Annotated in this window: 12 protein-coding genes; 6 read left to right on the forward strand and 6 right to left on the reverse strand. The window is 69.1% G+C overall.

Annotated elements, in window-relative coordinates:
- Positions 1–139: 139 nt before the first annotated feature.
- The gene (locus tag KUG39_RS17595) at positions 140–2008 is read right to left on the reverse strand and encodes a DNA/RNA helicase domain-containing protein (protein ID WP_216914225.1); all 1869 of its coding nucleotides are present in this window, start codon (positions 2006–2008) and stop codon (positions 140–142) included.
- Positions 2005–2205, reverse strand: a complete 201-nt coding sequence (locus tag KUG39_RS08160) for a hypothetical protein (protein ID WP_216914227.1) — start codon at positions 2203–2205, stop codon at positions 2005–2007. Before KUG39_RS08160 ends, KUG39_RS17595 begins: the two co-directional genes overlap by 4 nt.
- A 307-nt stretch (positions 2206–2512) precedes the next feature.
- Between KUG39_RS08160 and KUG39_RS08165 the strand changes: the two genes are divergently transcribed.
- From KUG39_RS08165 to KUG39_RS08175, 3 genes are all read left to right on the forward strand, one after another.
- Positions 2513–4678 (forward strand): AAA family ATPase, encoded by a 2166-nt coding sequence (locus KUG39_RS08165; RefSeq protein ID WP_216914229.1) that lies wholly within the window; start codon positions 2513–2515, stop codon positions 4676–4678.
- A 254-nt stretch (positions 4679–4932) separates the two neighbouring features.
- Positions 4933–5187 (forward strand): XRE family transcriptional regulator, encoded by a 255-nt coding sequence (locus KUG39_RS08170; protein ID WP_094586083.1) that lies wholly within the window; start codon positions 4933–4935, stop codon positions 5185–5187.
- Positions 5187–6527: a type II toxin-antitoxin system HipA family toxin gene (locus KUG39_RS08175; RefSeq protein ID WP_286193027.1), complete on the forward strand. Its 1341-nt coding sequence runs from the start codon at positions 5187–5189 to the stop codon at positions 6525–6527. The genes KUG39_RS08170 and KUG39_RS08175 overlap by 1 nt, the downstream gene beginning before the upstream one ends.
- A gap of 168 nt (positions 6528–6695) precedes the next feature.
- On the opposite strand, the gene KUG39_RS08180 is transcribed toward KUG39_RS08175, so the two are convergent.
- Both KUG39_RS08180 and KUG39_RS08185 read right to left on the reverse strand, forming a co-directional pair.
- Positions 6696–7364, reverse strand: coding sequence for a MarC family protein (locus tag KUG39_RS08180; RefSeq protein WP_216914231.1), 669 nt, complete (start codon positions 7362–7364; stop codon positions 6696–6698).
- 14 nt (positions 7365–7378) lie between these two features.
- Positions 7379–8380 carry an LCP family protein gene (locus tag KUG39_RS08185; protein ID WP_216914233.1) on the reverse strand — a complete coding sequence of 334 codons (1002 nt, stop codon included), beginning with the start codon at positions 8378–8380 and terminating at the stop codon, positions 7379–7381.
- Positions 8381–8529: 149 nt separating this feature from the next.
- On the opposite strand from KUG39_RS08185, the gene KUG39_RS08190 reads away from it, so the two are divergent.
- Positions 8530–9717 carry a Coenzyme F420 hydrogenase/dehydrogenase, beta subunit C-terminal domain gene (locus KUG39_RS08190; RefSeq protein ID WP_502988643.1) on the forward strand — a complete coding sequence of 396 codons (1188 nt, stop codon included), beginning with the start codon at positions 8530–8532 and terminating at the stop codon, positions 9715–9717.
- Positions 9714–11267, forward strand: a complete 1554-nt coding sequence (malQ, locus tag KUG39_RS08195; protein WP_216914237.1) for a 4-alpha-glucanotransferase — start codon at positions 9714–9716, stop codon at positions 11265–11267. Before KUG39_RS08190 ends, malQ begins: the two co-directional genes overlap by 4 nt.
- On the opposite strand, the gene KUG39_RS08200 is transcribed toward malQ, so the two are convergent.
- Positions 11222–12190, reverse strand: coding sequence for a helix-turn-helix domain-containing protein (locus KUG39_RS08200; protein WP_216914239.1), 969 nt, complete (start codon positions 12188–12190; stop codon positions 11222–11224). The two genes, malQ and KUG39_RS08200, sit on opposite strands and share 46 nt — an antisense overlap.
- An 11-nt stretch (positions 12191–12201) precedes the next feature.
- Positions 12202–12921 (reverse strand): pseudouridine synthase, encoded by a 720-nt coding sequence (locus tag KUG39_RS08205; protein ID WP_216914241.1) that lies wholly within the window; start codon positions 12919–12921, stop codon positions 12202–12204.
- Between the two features lie 89 nt (positions 12922–13010).
- Here KUG39_RS08205 and KUG39_RS08210 point away from each other — a divergent pair.
- The coding region (locus tag KUG39_RS08210) for a sigma-70 factor domain-containing protein (protein WP_286193028.1) at positions 13011–13344 on the forward strand (334 nt) is incomplete at its 3' end.

Here is a 13344-nt window from a genome sequence, read left to right on the forward strand (position 1 = left end):
GGAAGGATCCGAGGGGCCTTGGGACGAGGACAGCTGGATCGATCAGCGCGAGCCGGCTCACCAGGGCCACCTTGGCGCCGAGGAAACCCAGGGGGCGATCGGGAAGGAACAGCCCGTCGCATTTGTCCGCCGCCAGGGCTCAGCCGACATCGCACTGACCCTCCAGCCGTCGATGCAGGTAGGCCTGGAGCTCCGGATCACAGGCGTAGACCCAGCAAGCCTTCGTGCCCCGGCTCATCAGGGTGCGGTAGGTGTTGCGAATGATCGCGTCCGCCTTCAGTCGGATCGCCTGGGGCTCGCGATTCAGACCCACCTTGTAGCCCTTCAGTGACTGATCGGATCGTGCCCTTGCCGTCGGAACCGACACAACCTGGCCATCACGGAATGCCAGATCCGGCCCGATGATCACCCCGATCGTCTCCAACTCCAGCCCCTGGCAGGTGTGGATGCAGCCCACCTCCTCCACCGTTCCCTTTTTCATGATCCACACGCTGCCATCCTTACTCAAGTTCCAGCGTGCCCTATACCCGTAACGCTCGATCGTGATGTCCCAGGCCTTGGGGTGATACTTCGACGCCCAGTTCCAGCAATAACCGGCCACCATCCGTGCCTGGTTCCCATGATTGGCCTGTCGGATCGACTCGTGCAGGGCCACCGGATCGTCGAACACACGGAAGTCGTAGCTGCCTTGCTCCAGCCGACCGTTCGCTGTGTCGCGGATGCCGAGGGTTTGATCCAGCCAAGCCAGATAGCCATCGGAGCCACTGCAACGGAACTGCGATGGCAGCATGTCACGGTGCAATTCAGCTTCATGGAATTGGCACCATTTCTCGATCTCACCCGTGCTCCCGATATCATCAAAAGTGACGCGCTGATCCTCATCGAGGAAGAACACTGTCAGCTTACTGGCGTGGATGATCTCCTTGATCTGGTTTTCCCCCTCCTTGTCGTAGATGGTCTTGGTCATCAGCCGGTGGCTTTCATCCACTATCAGGGTGTCGTAGAACCCCTCCGGGCACCCCACGAAGCAGGCTGAGCCACAGAAAAGATTGTCGTACTCCCCTTTCGTAAGGGAGCCGGTGAGCTTGGCCCGGTAAACATGTCGGGGTGCCATGTTCTTACTGACATAGCGAGCGTTCAGCCCCATCCCAAGCAGCCTGGCCAAGAGGTTCACAGCTACGACCGATTTGCCGGTGCCGGGCCCGCCCTGCACCAACAGCACACAATGCCGTCCTTCCCGGAGCTGACGTGCCAAGGCCAGCGCCTTTTCGAACACCACCTTCTGCTCGTCGATCAGCACGAACTCGGCGTTGCCCTTCAGCATTCGCTCCACTGCGTCGGCGAGCTGCCGGCTCGGCTTGGCCTTCCCATCGCGGATCTGCTCGATCGTGCGACCTCGGTCACCCTCCTCCAGGCAGCGGCGCAGGAAGGCAGCCATGGCAGCATTGTCATGACGTAGGAACAATGGCGCCTGCTCTAGATAGGGTTGGTAACGGGCATCGGTGATGCCGCTGCCGTCTTTGCAGTTGTGCAGGTAAGCGCAGGGGCTAAGGGCAATCTTGTGCTCCACCACCGCCGTGTTGAATCCCCGGAGCAGCGCCCCGTAGCTCATCGCCTGATAGGAGGGATGCGTGGTCTCGCGCGGTCCCTTACCCAGAAAGGTGCGCACTACCCCATCCAGATCGGTGGGTTCCACCGTTTCCCACTGCTTCAGTTCCACGATCACCGCAGCCGGATCTCCAGCCTGGTTGCGCCCTGATAGCAGCAAGTCAATACGCTTGGCGGTGTTGTGGATACGGTATTCGATCGCCACCCCCAACTCTTTGGGGATCGCCTCGAACTGCAGCACGTTGCCCACGCACTGAAGCGAATTCTGCCAGGCGCGAAACTCATTGGCAGCCACTTTGTGACCGGTCATGGCGATGTAGCGCTCACGCACCTCCTCTTCGATACGCTGCTCGCGAACGTGCTTGAGGAACTCTTCCCGCGTTTCGAGGTAGATGATCACGTCGGTAAAATGCTCAAAGAAGGCGCCTGAGAGGATGCAGGCTCTAGGTTGCTGATGTTGTTGCAGTTCGGTCTCAAGGCAAGCTTGAGCCAAGCAGGATACGAGTTTGCCACCGCCTCATTGACCACCTCGATCGATCGGCGCAGACCCTTGAACTGCACCTCCGACGTGGGCTTGTCGATCCTGAGCACGAGCACCTTTTCCTCTCACCTGTGAGCACGCTCGCCAGGATATGGGCGAATCGAACTCGTTGGCGTTGCTGGTGACGGGGAGGGACATGGTCAGGGGCGGTGGGGAAGGCCATAGGTCCAGGGGTTTATCAGCTCCAAGCCGATCGCCTCGAAGTTTGCGGGTTTCGGGGTGGCAAGTTGGGCGCATTGGGCATGGGTGGTGGCGGCGATCACGGCATCGGCAGTGGCGATCGGTCTGGCCTGTCGCTCACACCGGCTCACCAGCGCACCCCTCGTGCGAAAGACTGGTGGGGTCTCCCCGGTTGCTGTCGCCATGGCGTCCCTGCGCTGCCACCTGCTGATCGGCCAGCCCGCCAGCGGCAAGACCACCCTCGCCCGGGCCCTGGCGCCCCTGCTGGCCGGCCCCGGCGATCCCCCCGCCCTTGTGCTCTCCACCGACGCGATCCGGGAGGAGGTCTTCGGGGATGCGGCGGTGCAAGGCCCATGGGTGGACATCCAGCAGCGGCTGCACCAGCGCCTGGTGGAAGCCGTGGCGGCGGGCGTCCCGGTGATCGTGGATGCCACCCACGCCCGCCGGGCCTGGCGGCTGGCGATCACCCAGGCCCTGCCCCTGCCGGCACCGGTGGAGTGGATCGGCTGGTGGCTGTACACCGATCTGCCCACCTCGCTGGCGTGGAACGCCCGGCGCCGCCGGCCGGTGCCGGTGCCGGTGATCCAGGAGATGGCCGCCGCCCTGGCCGATCCCCACTTCGGCCCGATGCGTGCCGAGGGCATCGCCGCCCTCTGCACCGTGGTGCCCAGCCACCACAGCGACCTGGCGCCGGTGCTGGCGGCCGAACTGGCCGGGCTCGACCGCCGCATCCGCTCGGCCACCAACCGGGAGCGCCAGGTGCAGCGCCACGGCTACTCCCGCCTGCTCGATCTGGAGCGGCTGCTGCACCTGATCCGGCTGCTGAGCACCTGGCCCGACCTGGCGGCCAGCGATCCCGCCGGCGCCGAGGAGCTGGCGGCAATCCTCTCCCCGCTGCCGGAGGGCGATCTGGCCGATCGGGCCGCCGCCTTCCTGGGCCGCCTGCACGGCAGCTGCTACGCCGATGCGGCCGCGATCCGGCAGGACCTGGCCTGGCTGGAGGCCAACGGCTTCTGCAGCGCCCTGCCGGCCACGACACCGATCCAGCTGGCGCCGCTGGCCCGCAGCCGGCCAGGGGCCGTCCATGGCGGCCTGCCGCCGATGGGCGATGGGCCGGTGTTCGTGCGGGTGATGACCCTGCTGCGCCACCTGCTCCAGGTGCCCTTCGACCGGCCGGCCGAGCGCGGCGGCAACCTGCACAAGCACCTGATCGCCGCCACCGAGGCGATCCCGGGGGCCTACCTGCCGGGGGAAACGGCCACCCTGCGCAAGGACCTCGAGAAGATCCTCACCCCCTACGGCTTCCGCAGCCGCAACGACAACGTGCGCCACGGCTACTGCCTCGGCACCGCCGTGCTCTCGCCGCCACGGCTGCGGGAGCTCCACAACGTGGTGCGCCAGACCGCCGGGCGCCTGGCCGACCCCTCCGCCCAGGACCTGCTCAGCGAACTCGACGAGCGGCTGGGCTGGTCCGGCATCAGCGCCACCGAACAGGCACCTGTGCGCAGCTACGCCCGCCACGCCGTGGTGGACATGGCCCTGGTGCGGCGCGATTCGCTGGCCGCGCCGCGGCGCGCCGAGGCGATCGAGACGGCGATCGTGGAGCACCGCCGCGTGCTGCTGAAACGTTTTGCGGAGATGGGGAGCTTTGCCGACGGCCCCAGCGGGGAGCTGCGGGTCTGGCCGCTGCAGCTGATCTTCCACCACGTGGGCTGGTATCTCCTGTTCGAGGAGGACCACCTCGGTCACGACCAGGGGCTGATCCGCAGCGAGCGGCTCGATCGGCTCGCCATGGCCCAGGCCCACGGCGACCTGCGCCGCAGCGCCGACAGCCACGCGGCGACCCTCAAGCGGCTGGAGCGGCTGCTGCACCACAGCGGCGGCATCTACTTCGGCACCGACCTGGAGCAGCAGCGGCAGATCACCGGCGCCTCGCCCCAGCGCCGCGGCCAGGCGCTGGAGACCCTGCGCTTCCGCTGTGCCCCCTGGGCCTTCGCCTTCATCCGCGAGGGCCTGCAGCGCTATCCGATCGAGCACACCCGCTTCTCCCGGCCGCTCCCGGAGGACACATGGTGGCACCACCCCAGGGCCCCCCACGTGCTGGAGCCCGGCCCGGCCGGCAGCAGCAACCCCTACCCGGTGGAACTCGACCTGCCCCCCTGGACCGTGGCCGCCGACATCGACCTGCGCAGCTGGCTGTTCGCCTTCGGCGGCGGCATCCGCATCGAGAGCCCCGACTCCCTGCGTCTGGAGCTGCTGCAGCGCTGCCGCGAGACGATCGAGGCGAACGGCGCCGAGAAATCCCTCCCTAACAGTTTCGGCTTCCGCAGAGGGGGCAGGCCTGATTAGCACCCGGCTTGCATTCGGATCAGCCGTTTAGCCTTTGAGTGAGAGATGCAAAGACAATTCGATTCTGACTGAGCAGCTCTCCATACAACTCACCAAACTGGTCATCGAGAGTGGAAGTGACTTGGCGACCTTCTACGAGGCCTGCGAGCGTGCTCAGCACGAGGTGGCGGCTCTGCCCCCGGCACTCATCAAGCAAGTATCCAGCCATTACTCGAAAACCGAGTACTCTCCGTTTATTCGGAATCCGAGTGGCCATGGGTGGGGAAGAGGCGGTCATCCGTTCACCGGCCCAGCTGGGGCAGCTGGTGCAGACCCTCAGGCGCCAGCGGAACCTCAGCCAGAGGGAGTTGGCCCAGAGCGCTGGCGGCATCAGCCAGGCGCGGATGTCGGCCCTTGAGCTCCATCCCGAGCGCCTCACCCTGGATCGCCTGCTGCTGATCACCGCCGCCCTCGACCTGGAGCTGGTGGTCCGCCCAAGAACCGCACCTGCACCAGTGGCGGAGTGGTGATGGGACGACCCAGGCAATCGCGGGAGCTGACGGTCTGGATGAATGGTGAGCAGGTAGGAACCTGGGTACTGCCGGCGCGCAGGTCCCAGGAGTTCCATTACGCCAGGAGTTGGCTGTCGTCCCCGAACCATCGCCCCCTGTCCCTGTCGCTCCAGCCGGTGCCAGCAGCCACCGTGTTGCGGGGCCTTGCGGTGGAGGCCTGGTTCGAGAATCTTCTTCCCGACAGCGCCTCCATCCGCCAGCGCGTGCAGCAGCGCTTCAGGACCGCCAGCACCGGTGCCTTCGATCTCCTGGAGGCTGTTGGTCGTGACTGCGCGGGGGCTGTTCAACTGCTGCCTCCTGGCGAGCAGCCTTCCGGGCTGGATCGCATCGAAGCGGACCCCCTCACAGACAGAGCCATCGGGCACCTGCTGAGGGGTGTCACCGCTCCAACGGCCTCAGCACTGGCCGGGCCATCAGACGAGGAGCTGAGGCTTTCGGTGGCCGGTGCCCAGGAGAAAACGGCGCTGCTGTTCCACGGCGATCGCTGGTGCCGCCCATTGGGCAGCACCCCCACCAGCCATCTGTTCAAGCTCCCCATGGGTGTGGTGGGAACCGGCCAGATCGATCTCAGCACCTCGGTGGAGAACGAGTGGCTGTGCGGTCGCCTCCTGGAGGCCTACGGTCTTGAGGTGGCCAATGCCCAGATGGCCGCGTTTGATGGTCAGCGCTGCCTGATCGTGGAGCGCTTCGATCGCCGGCTCCATCCCAAGGGGAGCCACTGGCTGCGGCTTCCCACCGAGGACTTCTGCCAGGCCACCGCCACCCCACCCCGATTCAAATACGAAAGCGAAGGGGGCCCTGGCATGGTGGCAATCAGCCAATGGCTCGCCCAATCCGCCACTGCTGAGAAGGATCTGCAAACCTTTTTCTCTGCCCAGGTGCTGTTCTGGATGTTGCGTGCCATCGATGGCCACGCCAAAAACTTCAGCCTCTTTCTGCAGCAGGGAGGCCGCTATCAGCTCACCCCCCTCTACGACGTTCTCTCGGCCTGGCCCGTCATCGGTAAAGGCGCGGGCCTGTATGCCCAGCAAAAGATCCGGATGGCCATGGCCTGGCATGGAACCAAGAGCCGCACCTACAAACCCCTGCAGATTCAGCGGCGTCACCTAACCACCACCGCCTCCCGTCTGGGCCTGGGCGGCCGTGCGAACGACCTGCTGGAGTCCTTGATCGTCAGAACCCCCGGGGTGATCGCAGCTGTCGCCGCCAAGCTCCCAAAGGATTTCCCGGCTGCCGTTGCAGAGCCGATCTTTGAAGGGCTGCAGGCCTCCGCGACTCAGCTCAGCCATCAGCCATAAGAAGCCCTCACCAGCAGGGATTGCAGGGCCACGAAACCAGGCTCAGGATCCAGGAGAGCCATGACAACGCCCACCGATTCGCACCCACAAGCTCAAGAGGCTTGCCGTGTTGGCCAATCTGTCACCCGTCATCGACACGTTGCTGATGCACACCTTCAACGCCAAATCTCACACCCGCAGCGTCACCCGGCTGAGCAGGGTGCTGGCGCCGGTGGCGATGAACTGCACCCCGATCGCCAGGGTGAACAGGCCCATCACCTTGATCAGCACCGTCATGCCCACATGGCCCAGCACCCGGGTGAGGCGGGTGGCGAAGGTGAACATCAGGCCGATCAGGATCGCCATGGTCAGGATGGCCCCGAACAGCTCGATGCGGTGATTGAGGGTGTGGGCGCCTTCGGCGTACACCGTGATCGTCGACATCGTGCCGGCCCCGGCGGTGAGGGGCAGGGAGATCGGCACGATCGCCGAAGAGGTCATCTGCCCCACATCCATGCGCGACACGTCGAAGTTCTTCTCGTGGGAATCGCCCGGATCGGTGGCATTGAGCATGCTCAGGCCGCTGAAGCCCAGCAGCAGGCCGCCGGCGATCTGGAAGGCACTCACGCTGATGCCGAAGAACTGGAGCACCGCCGTGCCCAGGAAGTAGGCGCCCAGCATGATCAGCAGGCTGGAGAAGGTGGTGATGCGGATCACCCGCTTCACGTGGCTGGCTGGCAACCCCTGGCTCAGGGTGAGGAACGGCCCGATGGCGGGGAAGTTGTTGGCCACGGCGAACAACCCCAGCAGGTAGTGCTGGAAGGTGCTCGGCACCAGGAACTCGGGAGTGATGGCCATGGTGGCCAGTATCGCTACGGGGCCGCCGGCTCCTTCCACAGCGGCGGGGTCGCACTGGCCTCCAGCTGGCGCAGGCCCTTGTGCTTCTCCTCGGCGGGCTTCAGCGGCAGGCTGGCGAACTGCACCGGCTTGCTGCCGTCCAGTCCGGCCGCCAGCAGGCTGAGGGTCTCGCCCGGCGTCAGGTTGGTCTGCACCTTCGGCTGCAGCTGGTTCACCAGGAACGGCAGCTTCGCCAGCCGCTCCGGCTGCAGCATCCGTTCCCTGAGACTGGTGGCCACCAGCTGCTGGTTGCTGCGGCGGCCGGTGTCGCCCAGCCAGGTGTCGCGGAAGCGCACCAGCTGCTCCACCTTGTTGCCCCCCAGCTGCTGCAGCCCGGCCTGCAGGTCGATGGTCAGCTTCTGGGTCTGATCGGTGTAGCTCATCCGCCGCGGCGGGCTCAGTTCCAGACCCCCCAGCCCGTTGACCAGATCCCTCAGCGCCCCCCGGGAGAGCACCAGGTAGCGGTCGGGGGCGGGGGGCTGCAGCCCCACCAGCTCCCGCACCGCATCGGCGGTGAGCGCCACACCCCCGAGGCGGAAGGCCTCACCCAGGCGCTTGGGGCCCTTCTGCCCGGGCAGGTTCACGGCCACTTCGGTGGGCAGGTTGAGCACCTGCAGGGGCCCCTGCGGGTTGACGCGCACCAGCAGCAGGGCGTCGGCGTTGGCCGGCCCGGCGGGGGCGGCCTTGTTGATCGGCGCGCCGACCGTCTCGGCATCACTGCCGATCACCAGCAGGGTGATGGCCCGCGCCGGCGGGGCGGCCAGGCTGGCCGGGCCCACCTCGGGCGTGGGGGCCAAGGCCCGGTCGGGCATCGGCCAGAGCAGCCCCAGGACGCCCATCCCCACCACGGCGCCGGCGGCGGTGACGCCGAGGCTCTTGAGCAGCCGTCCGGTGGCCAGGCGCCGCTGCGGAGCCGGGGCCTTCGGGGTCCCGGTGCCGGGGGCTTCGGTTGGGCGGGGCTTCCGGCGGGCGGGCATCGGGGCCGAAACGGAGGGGAGCTGCAGGCACTCTCGCGCAGGCGACGCCGCGGGCCGGCGGCATGGGAGCGCAACGACGGATAGCTTGAGCGTCGAGCTCCTGCGCCCACCACCGCTTGTCCTCCGTTCCTTCACCGGCGCCGTCGTCCCTGGCGCCGCACGATCGAGCCCGACCCCTGGCCAAGGGCAGCCCCAAACCCGCCAAGGATCTCTGCAGCGACTGCGGCCTCTGCGACAGCCGCTGGGTGGCCTACGTGCGCCGGGCCTGCGCCTTCCTCGAGCAGCGCTTCGAGGCCATGGAGGAACAGGCCCACGGCCGCAGCCGCCGCCTCGACGACGAGGACGAGCTCTACTTCGGTGTCCACCAGCGCATGGTCACCGCCCGGCTGCGCCAGCCGATCGAGGGGGCCCAGTGGACGGGCATCGTCAGCCGCATCGGCGTGCGGGCCCTGGAGAGCGGCCTGGTGGATGCGGTGCTGTGCGTGCAGCAGAGCGAGGACGACCGCTTCACCCCGGTGCCGGTGCTGGCCCGCACCCCGGAGGAGGTGCTGGCGGCGCGGGTGAACAAGCCCACCCTCTCCCCCAACCTGGAGGTGCTCGAGCAGCTGCCGGGCAGCGGCATCGAACGGCTGCTGGCCATCGGCGTGGGCTGCCAGATCCAGGCCCTGCGGGCGGTGCAGGCCACCCTGCCCCTGCAGAAGCTCTACGTGCTCGGCCTGCCCTGCGTCGACAACGTCAGCCGGGACGGGCTGCAGACCTTCCTGGAGAGCGCCAGCCGCTCCCCCGACACGGTGGTGCACTACGAGTTCATGCAGGACTTCCGCATCCACTTCCGCCACAGCGACGGCCAGGAAGAAACGGTGCCCTTCTTCGGCCTCGACACCCCCGCCCTCAAGGACGTGTTCGCCCCCAGCTGCCTGAGCTGCTTCGACTACACCAACGCCGGCGCCGATCTGGTGGTGGGCTACATGGGCGCCACCTTCGGCCGCCAGTGGGTCACCGTGCGCAACCCCCTCGGCCAGGAGCTGCTGGATCTGGTGGAGCCGGAGCTGGATCTTGCGCCGGTGACCAGCTCCGGCGATCGCCGCCAGGCGGTGCAGCAGGGCATCGACGCCTACGAGAAGGCCCTGAAGCTGCCGATGTGGCTCGCCGAACTGGTGGGGGTGTTCGTGCAGCGCTTCGGGCCCAAGGGGCTCGAGTACGGCCGCTTCTCGATCGATTCCCACTTCACGCGCAATGCCCTCTGGCTGCAGCGCCACCACCCGGAGAAGGTCGACGCCCACATCCCGGCCTTCGCCCGCCGGATCGTGGACCGCTATCGCCTGCCGACACCGTGAGCAGCGACCCCCGGGCCTGCGGCGTACTGCTCCACCCCACGGCCCTGCCGGGCACCCGGGCCTGCGGCAGCTTCGGCGCCGCCGCCCGCGACTGGATCGACCTGCTGGCCGCCGAGGGGGTGGGGGTGTGGCAACTGCTGCCCCTGGCCCCCACTGACGGCACCGGCTCCCCCTACAGCTCCCCCAGCGGCTCGGCCCTCAACCCCTGGCTGATCGATGCCGACGACCTGGTGGCCGAGGGCCTGATCACCGCCGCCGACCGGGACGCCCTGCCCCTGGGAGCTGGGGATCGCCTCGATCCGGCCATCGCCGGCGAGCGCGCGGCCGCCATCGCCGCAGCCCTGGCCCGGGGCTGGGCCGGGCAGCCGCCGGAGCGCCGGGCGGCCTTCGATCGCTGGGAGGAGCGCCAGCGCTTCTGGCTGGTCGACCACTGCCGCTTCATGGTGATCCGCCGCCTCCAAGGGGGGCGGCCCTGGTGGGAATGGCCGGAGCCCCTGGCCCGGCGCCAGGCCCCCGCCCTGCGGGCCCTGGTCGACGCCCAGAGCCAGGCCCTGCAGGAGGAGGCTCTGCTGCAGTGGCAGCTCCAGGTCCAGTGGGGCCGGCTGCAGGAGCGGGCCCATCGCCAGGGGCTGCGCCTGGTGGGCGACCTGCCCTTCTACGTGGCCCACGACAGCGCCGATGTCTGGAGCCACCGGCGCCTGTTCTCCCTGCGGGCCGGCGGCGGCCTGGTGGAGCAGAGCGGGGTGCCGCCGGACTACTTCTCCACCACCGGCCAGCTCTGGGGCACCCCCGTCTACCGCTGGTGGGTGCATCGCCTCACCGGCTTCCGCTGGTGGCTGCAGCGGCTGGGACGGCAGCTGGAGCTGATGGATCTGCTGCGGCTCGACCACTTCCGGGCCCTGGAGGCCTACTGGAGCGTCCCCGGCGCCGATGCCACCGCCGAGCACGGCTCCTGGCGTCCCTCCCCCGGCGCCGCCCTGCTGGGCCGCCTGCTCTCCCGTTGCCGCCGCCAGGGACAGCTGCTCCCCGGCGACCGGCTACCGCTGATCGCCGAAGACCTCGGCGTCATCACCCCGGCGGTGGAGGCCCTGCGCGACCGCTTCGCCCTGCCGGGCATGAAGATCCTGCAGTTCGCCTTCGACGGCAACGACGACAACCCTTACCTGCCGGCGAACTACAGCGGCAGCCGCTGGGTGGTGTACACCGGCACCCACGACAACGCCACCAGCCTCGGCTGGTGGCGGAATCTCGACGACGGGGCCCGGGGTCGGGTGGCGGCGGTGGTGGGGGGTGAGGTGCGGGCGCCGAGCTGGCAGCTGCTGGAGGTGGCGCTGGCCTCGCCGGCCGATCTGGCGGTGGTGCCGCTGCAGGACCTGCTGGAGCTGGGAGACGAGGCCCGCTTCAACACCCCCGGCACCATCGACGGCAACTGGAGCTGGCGGCTGTCGCAGCCGGTGTCGGCGCTGGCCGGGCCCCTGCAGGGCTTCGGGGCCATGGCGGCCCGCTATGGCCGGGGGCGCGGGGCGGCGGCCGGAGCCGGTGGCGGGTAGAGGAACTGGGCCTGGGCCTGGGGCGTGGCCCCCACAGCGCCGGGATCGGCGGCCCCCGCGGGCGCCAGCGGCTGGCCGTTCCAGCGCACGGACCCGGCCGGCGGGGCCGGCTCGAGCCGCAGGCTGAAGGGGGGCAGCACCGGCAGGCTGAGGCTGCCCTGCACCGCCGGCAGCTGGGTTTCGACGCCCCGGTCGCTGCGCAGCGACAGCCGGGTGGGCCGGGCCAGCTCGAGGCGCAGCAGGCCGAGGGCGAGATCGGGCCGGTTCTGGCTGGTCTCGCGGCGCAGCCGCTGGAGCCCCTGGCCGGCGGCGGCCTTGCCCAGGGGCCGCAGGTCGGGGTAGGCGCCCAGGATCGCCCGGTCCGCATCCTCCAGATCCGCCCGGTCGCTCTGCTCGGCACTCAGGGGCGGGATCGGCCGCAGCACATGCAGCCCCTGGGCGGCCAGCTGGCGCTGCTGCAGGTTGAGCCCGTAGATCAGACCGCCGCACAGCACCGCATAAAGCACGGTGCCCTGCCAGGTGGTGAAGACGTCGATCGAGCCCGGGGTGAAGCGCAGCAGGACCGTGTCCCGCCGCCGGCCGTGCTGGCGGTCCTGCTCCGGCGGCAGCACGCCGTCGAGGCTGCCGCGGGGCAGCTCCAGGTGCTGCTCCAGCAAGGGCAGCATCGTGCGCAGGTAGGCCGCCTCCGGCAGCCGGTCCCGCCAACCCCGCTCCAGGGCCTCGAGCACGGCGGTGCTGATGCGGGTGTCGAGGGCGAGCTGGCGCAGGCCGAGGCCGCGGCTCTCGCGGGCCTCCCGCAGCTGCTGGCCGGCGACCAGCAGGGGATCCAGGGGCCGCTCCTCAACGGCCGGACGCAGGGGGCGGCGCTGGCCCGGCAGGCGCTCGCGCAGGCGCTGGAGCAGGGGCTTGGCCGGAGTGGGCAAGGAAGGGGGGCTCAGGGAGCGACGGCCAGGGGGCCCCATTCTCCCGGTTCGACCCTGCGCCAGGCTCCTTCCGCCAGATCCCCCAGCTGTACAGGGCCAATGGCGATCCGGCTGAGGTCGAGCACCGGATGGCCGAGGATCTCGGCGGTGCGCCGGATCTGGCGGTTGCGGCCCTCCCGCAGCACCAGCTCCAGCAGGGTGGCGCCGCGGTGGTGGCGCAGCCGCCGCAGCTCCACCGGCAGGCTGGGCAGGCCGTCGAGGGGCACGCCGGCCCGCCAGCGCTCCAGGGTGGCCGAGCGGGGCAGCCCCTCCACCCAGACCCGGTAGGTCTTGCGGTGGCCGTAGCGGGGATGGGTGAGGCGCAGGGTGAGGGCGCCATCGGTGCTGAGCAGCAGGGCGCCGCGGCTGTCGGCGTCGAGGCGGCCCACCGGATGCAGGCCGGGGCGCAGCTCCGGCGGCAGCAGCTCCAGCACGGTGGCGCGGCCCTGGGGGTCATGGCAGGTGCTGAGCACCCCAGCCGGTTTGTGCAGGAGGAGCGTCAGGGTGGCGGCCGGCAGCTCCAGGGGCCGGCCGTCGACACTGATCCGGTCGCTGGCGGGGTCGGCCCGATCCCCGAGCTGGGCCAACACGCCGTTGACCCGCACCCGGCCGTCGCGCAGCCAGATCTCCGCCTGGCGGCGGGAGCAGAGCCCAGCGGCCGCCACGAGTTTCTGAAGTCTGTCGGCGCCCATGCCCCCATTCTGGGGACCGCTCCAGGTCGGAGCGAGTCCGCAAAGTGATGGTAGATTTACGAAACCAAACGGTTTCGTAACAAGGGACGATGCCTTCGATCACCGTCACGGCTTCCTCCGCGTCCTTGCTGGTCCCCACCGGCGATTCGCTGCGTTCCTACCTGCGCGACATCGGCCGGGTGCCGTTGCTCAGCCACGAGCAGGAGATCACCCTGGGCCGCCAGGTGCAGGACCTGATGGCCCTCGAGGAGATTCGCGAGGAGCTCACCCTGCGCTCCGGTGGTGAGGAGCCCAGCCCCGAGCTGCTCGCCGCCGAGGCGGGGCTCACCCCGGCCCTGCTGCGCAAGCGCCTGCACGCCGGCCGCCGCGCCAAGGAGCGGATGGTGGCCGCCAACCTGCGTCTGGTGGTGAGCGTGGCGAAGA

The sequence above is a fragment of the Synechococcus sp. CCAP 1479/10 genome (assembly GCF_019038515.1).
Taxonomy (GTDB): Bacteria; Cyanobacteriota; Cyanobacteriia; order PCC-6307; family Cyanobiaceae; genus Cyanobium.

What these genes read in the sequence shown, in the direction of transcription:
- KUG39_RS08180 (WP_216914231.1), bottom strand. Translation starts at nt 7,364, where the DNA reads ATGGCCATCACTCCCGAGTTCCTGGTGCCGAGCACCTTCCAGCACTAC.
- KUG39_RS08175 (WP_286193027.1), top strand. Translation starts at nt 5,187, where the DNA reads ATGGGACGACCCAGGCAATCGCGGGAGCTGACGGTCTGGATGAATGGT.
- KUG39_RS08170 (WP_094586083.1), top strand. Translation starts at nt 4,933, where the DNA reads ATGGGTGGGGAAGAGGCGGTCATCCGTTCACCGGCCCAGCTGGGGCAG.
- KUG39_RS08165 (WP_216914229.1), top strand. Translation starts at nt 2,513, where the DNA reads ATGGCGTCCCTGCGCTGCCACCTGCTGATCGGCCAGCCCGCCAGCGGC.
- KUG39_RS08185 (WP_216914233.1), bottom strand. Translation starts at nt 8,380, where the DNA reads ATGCCCGCCCGCCGGAAGCCCCGCCCAACCGAAGCCCCCGGCACCGGG.
- KUG39_RS08205 (WP_216914241.1), bottom strand. Translation starts at nt 12,921, where the DNA reads ATGGGCGCCGACAGACTTCAGAAACTCGTGGCGGCCGCTGGGCTCTGC.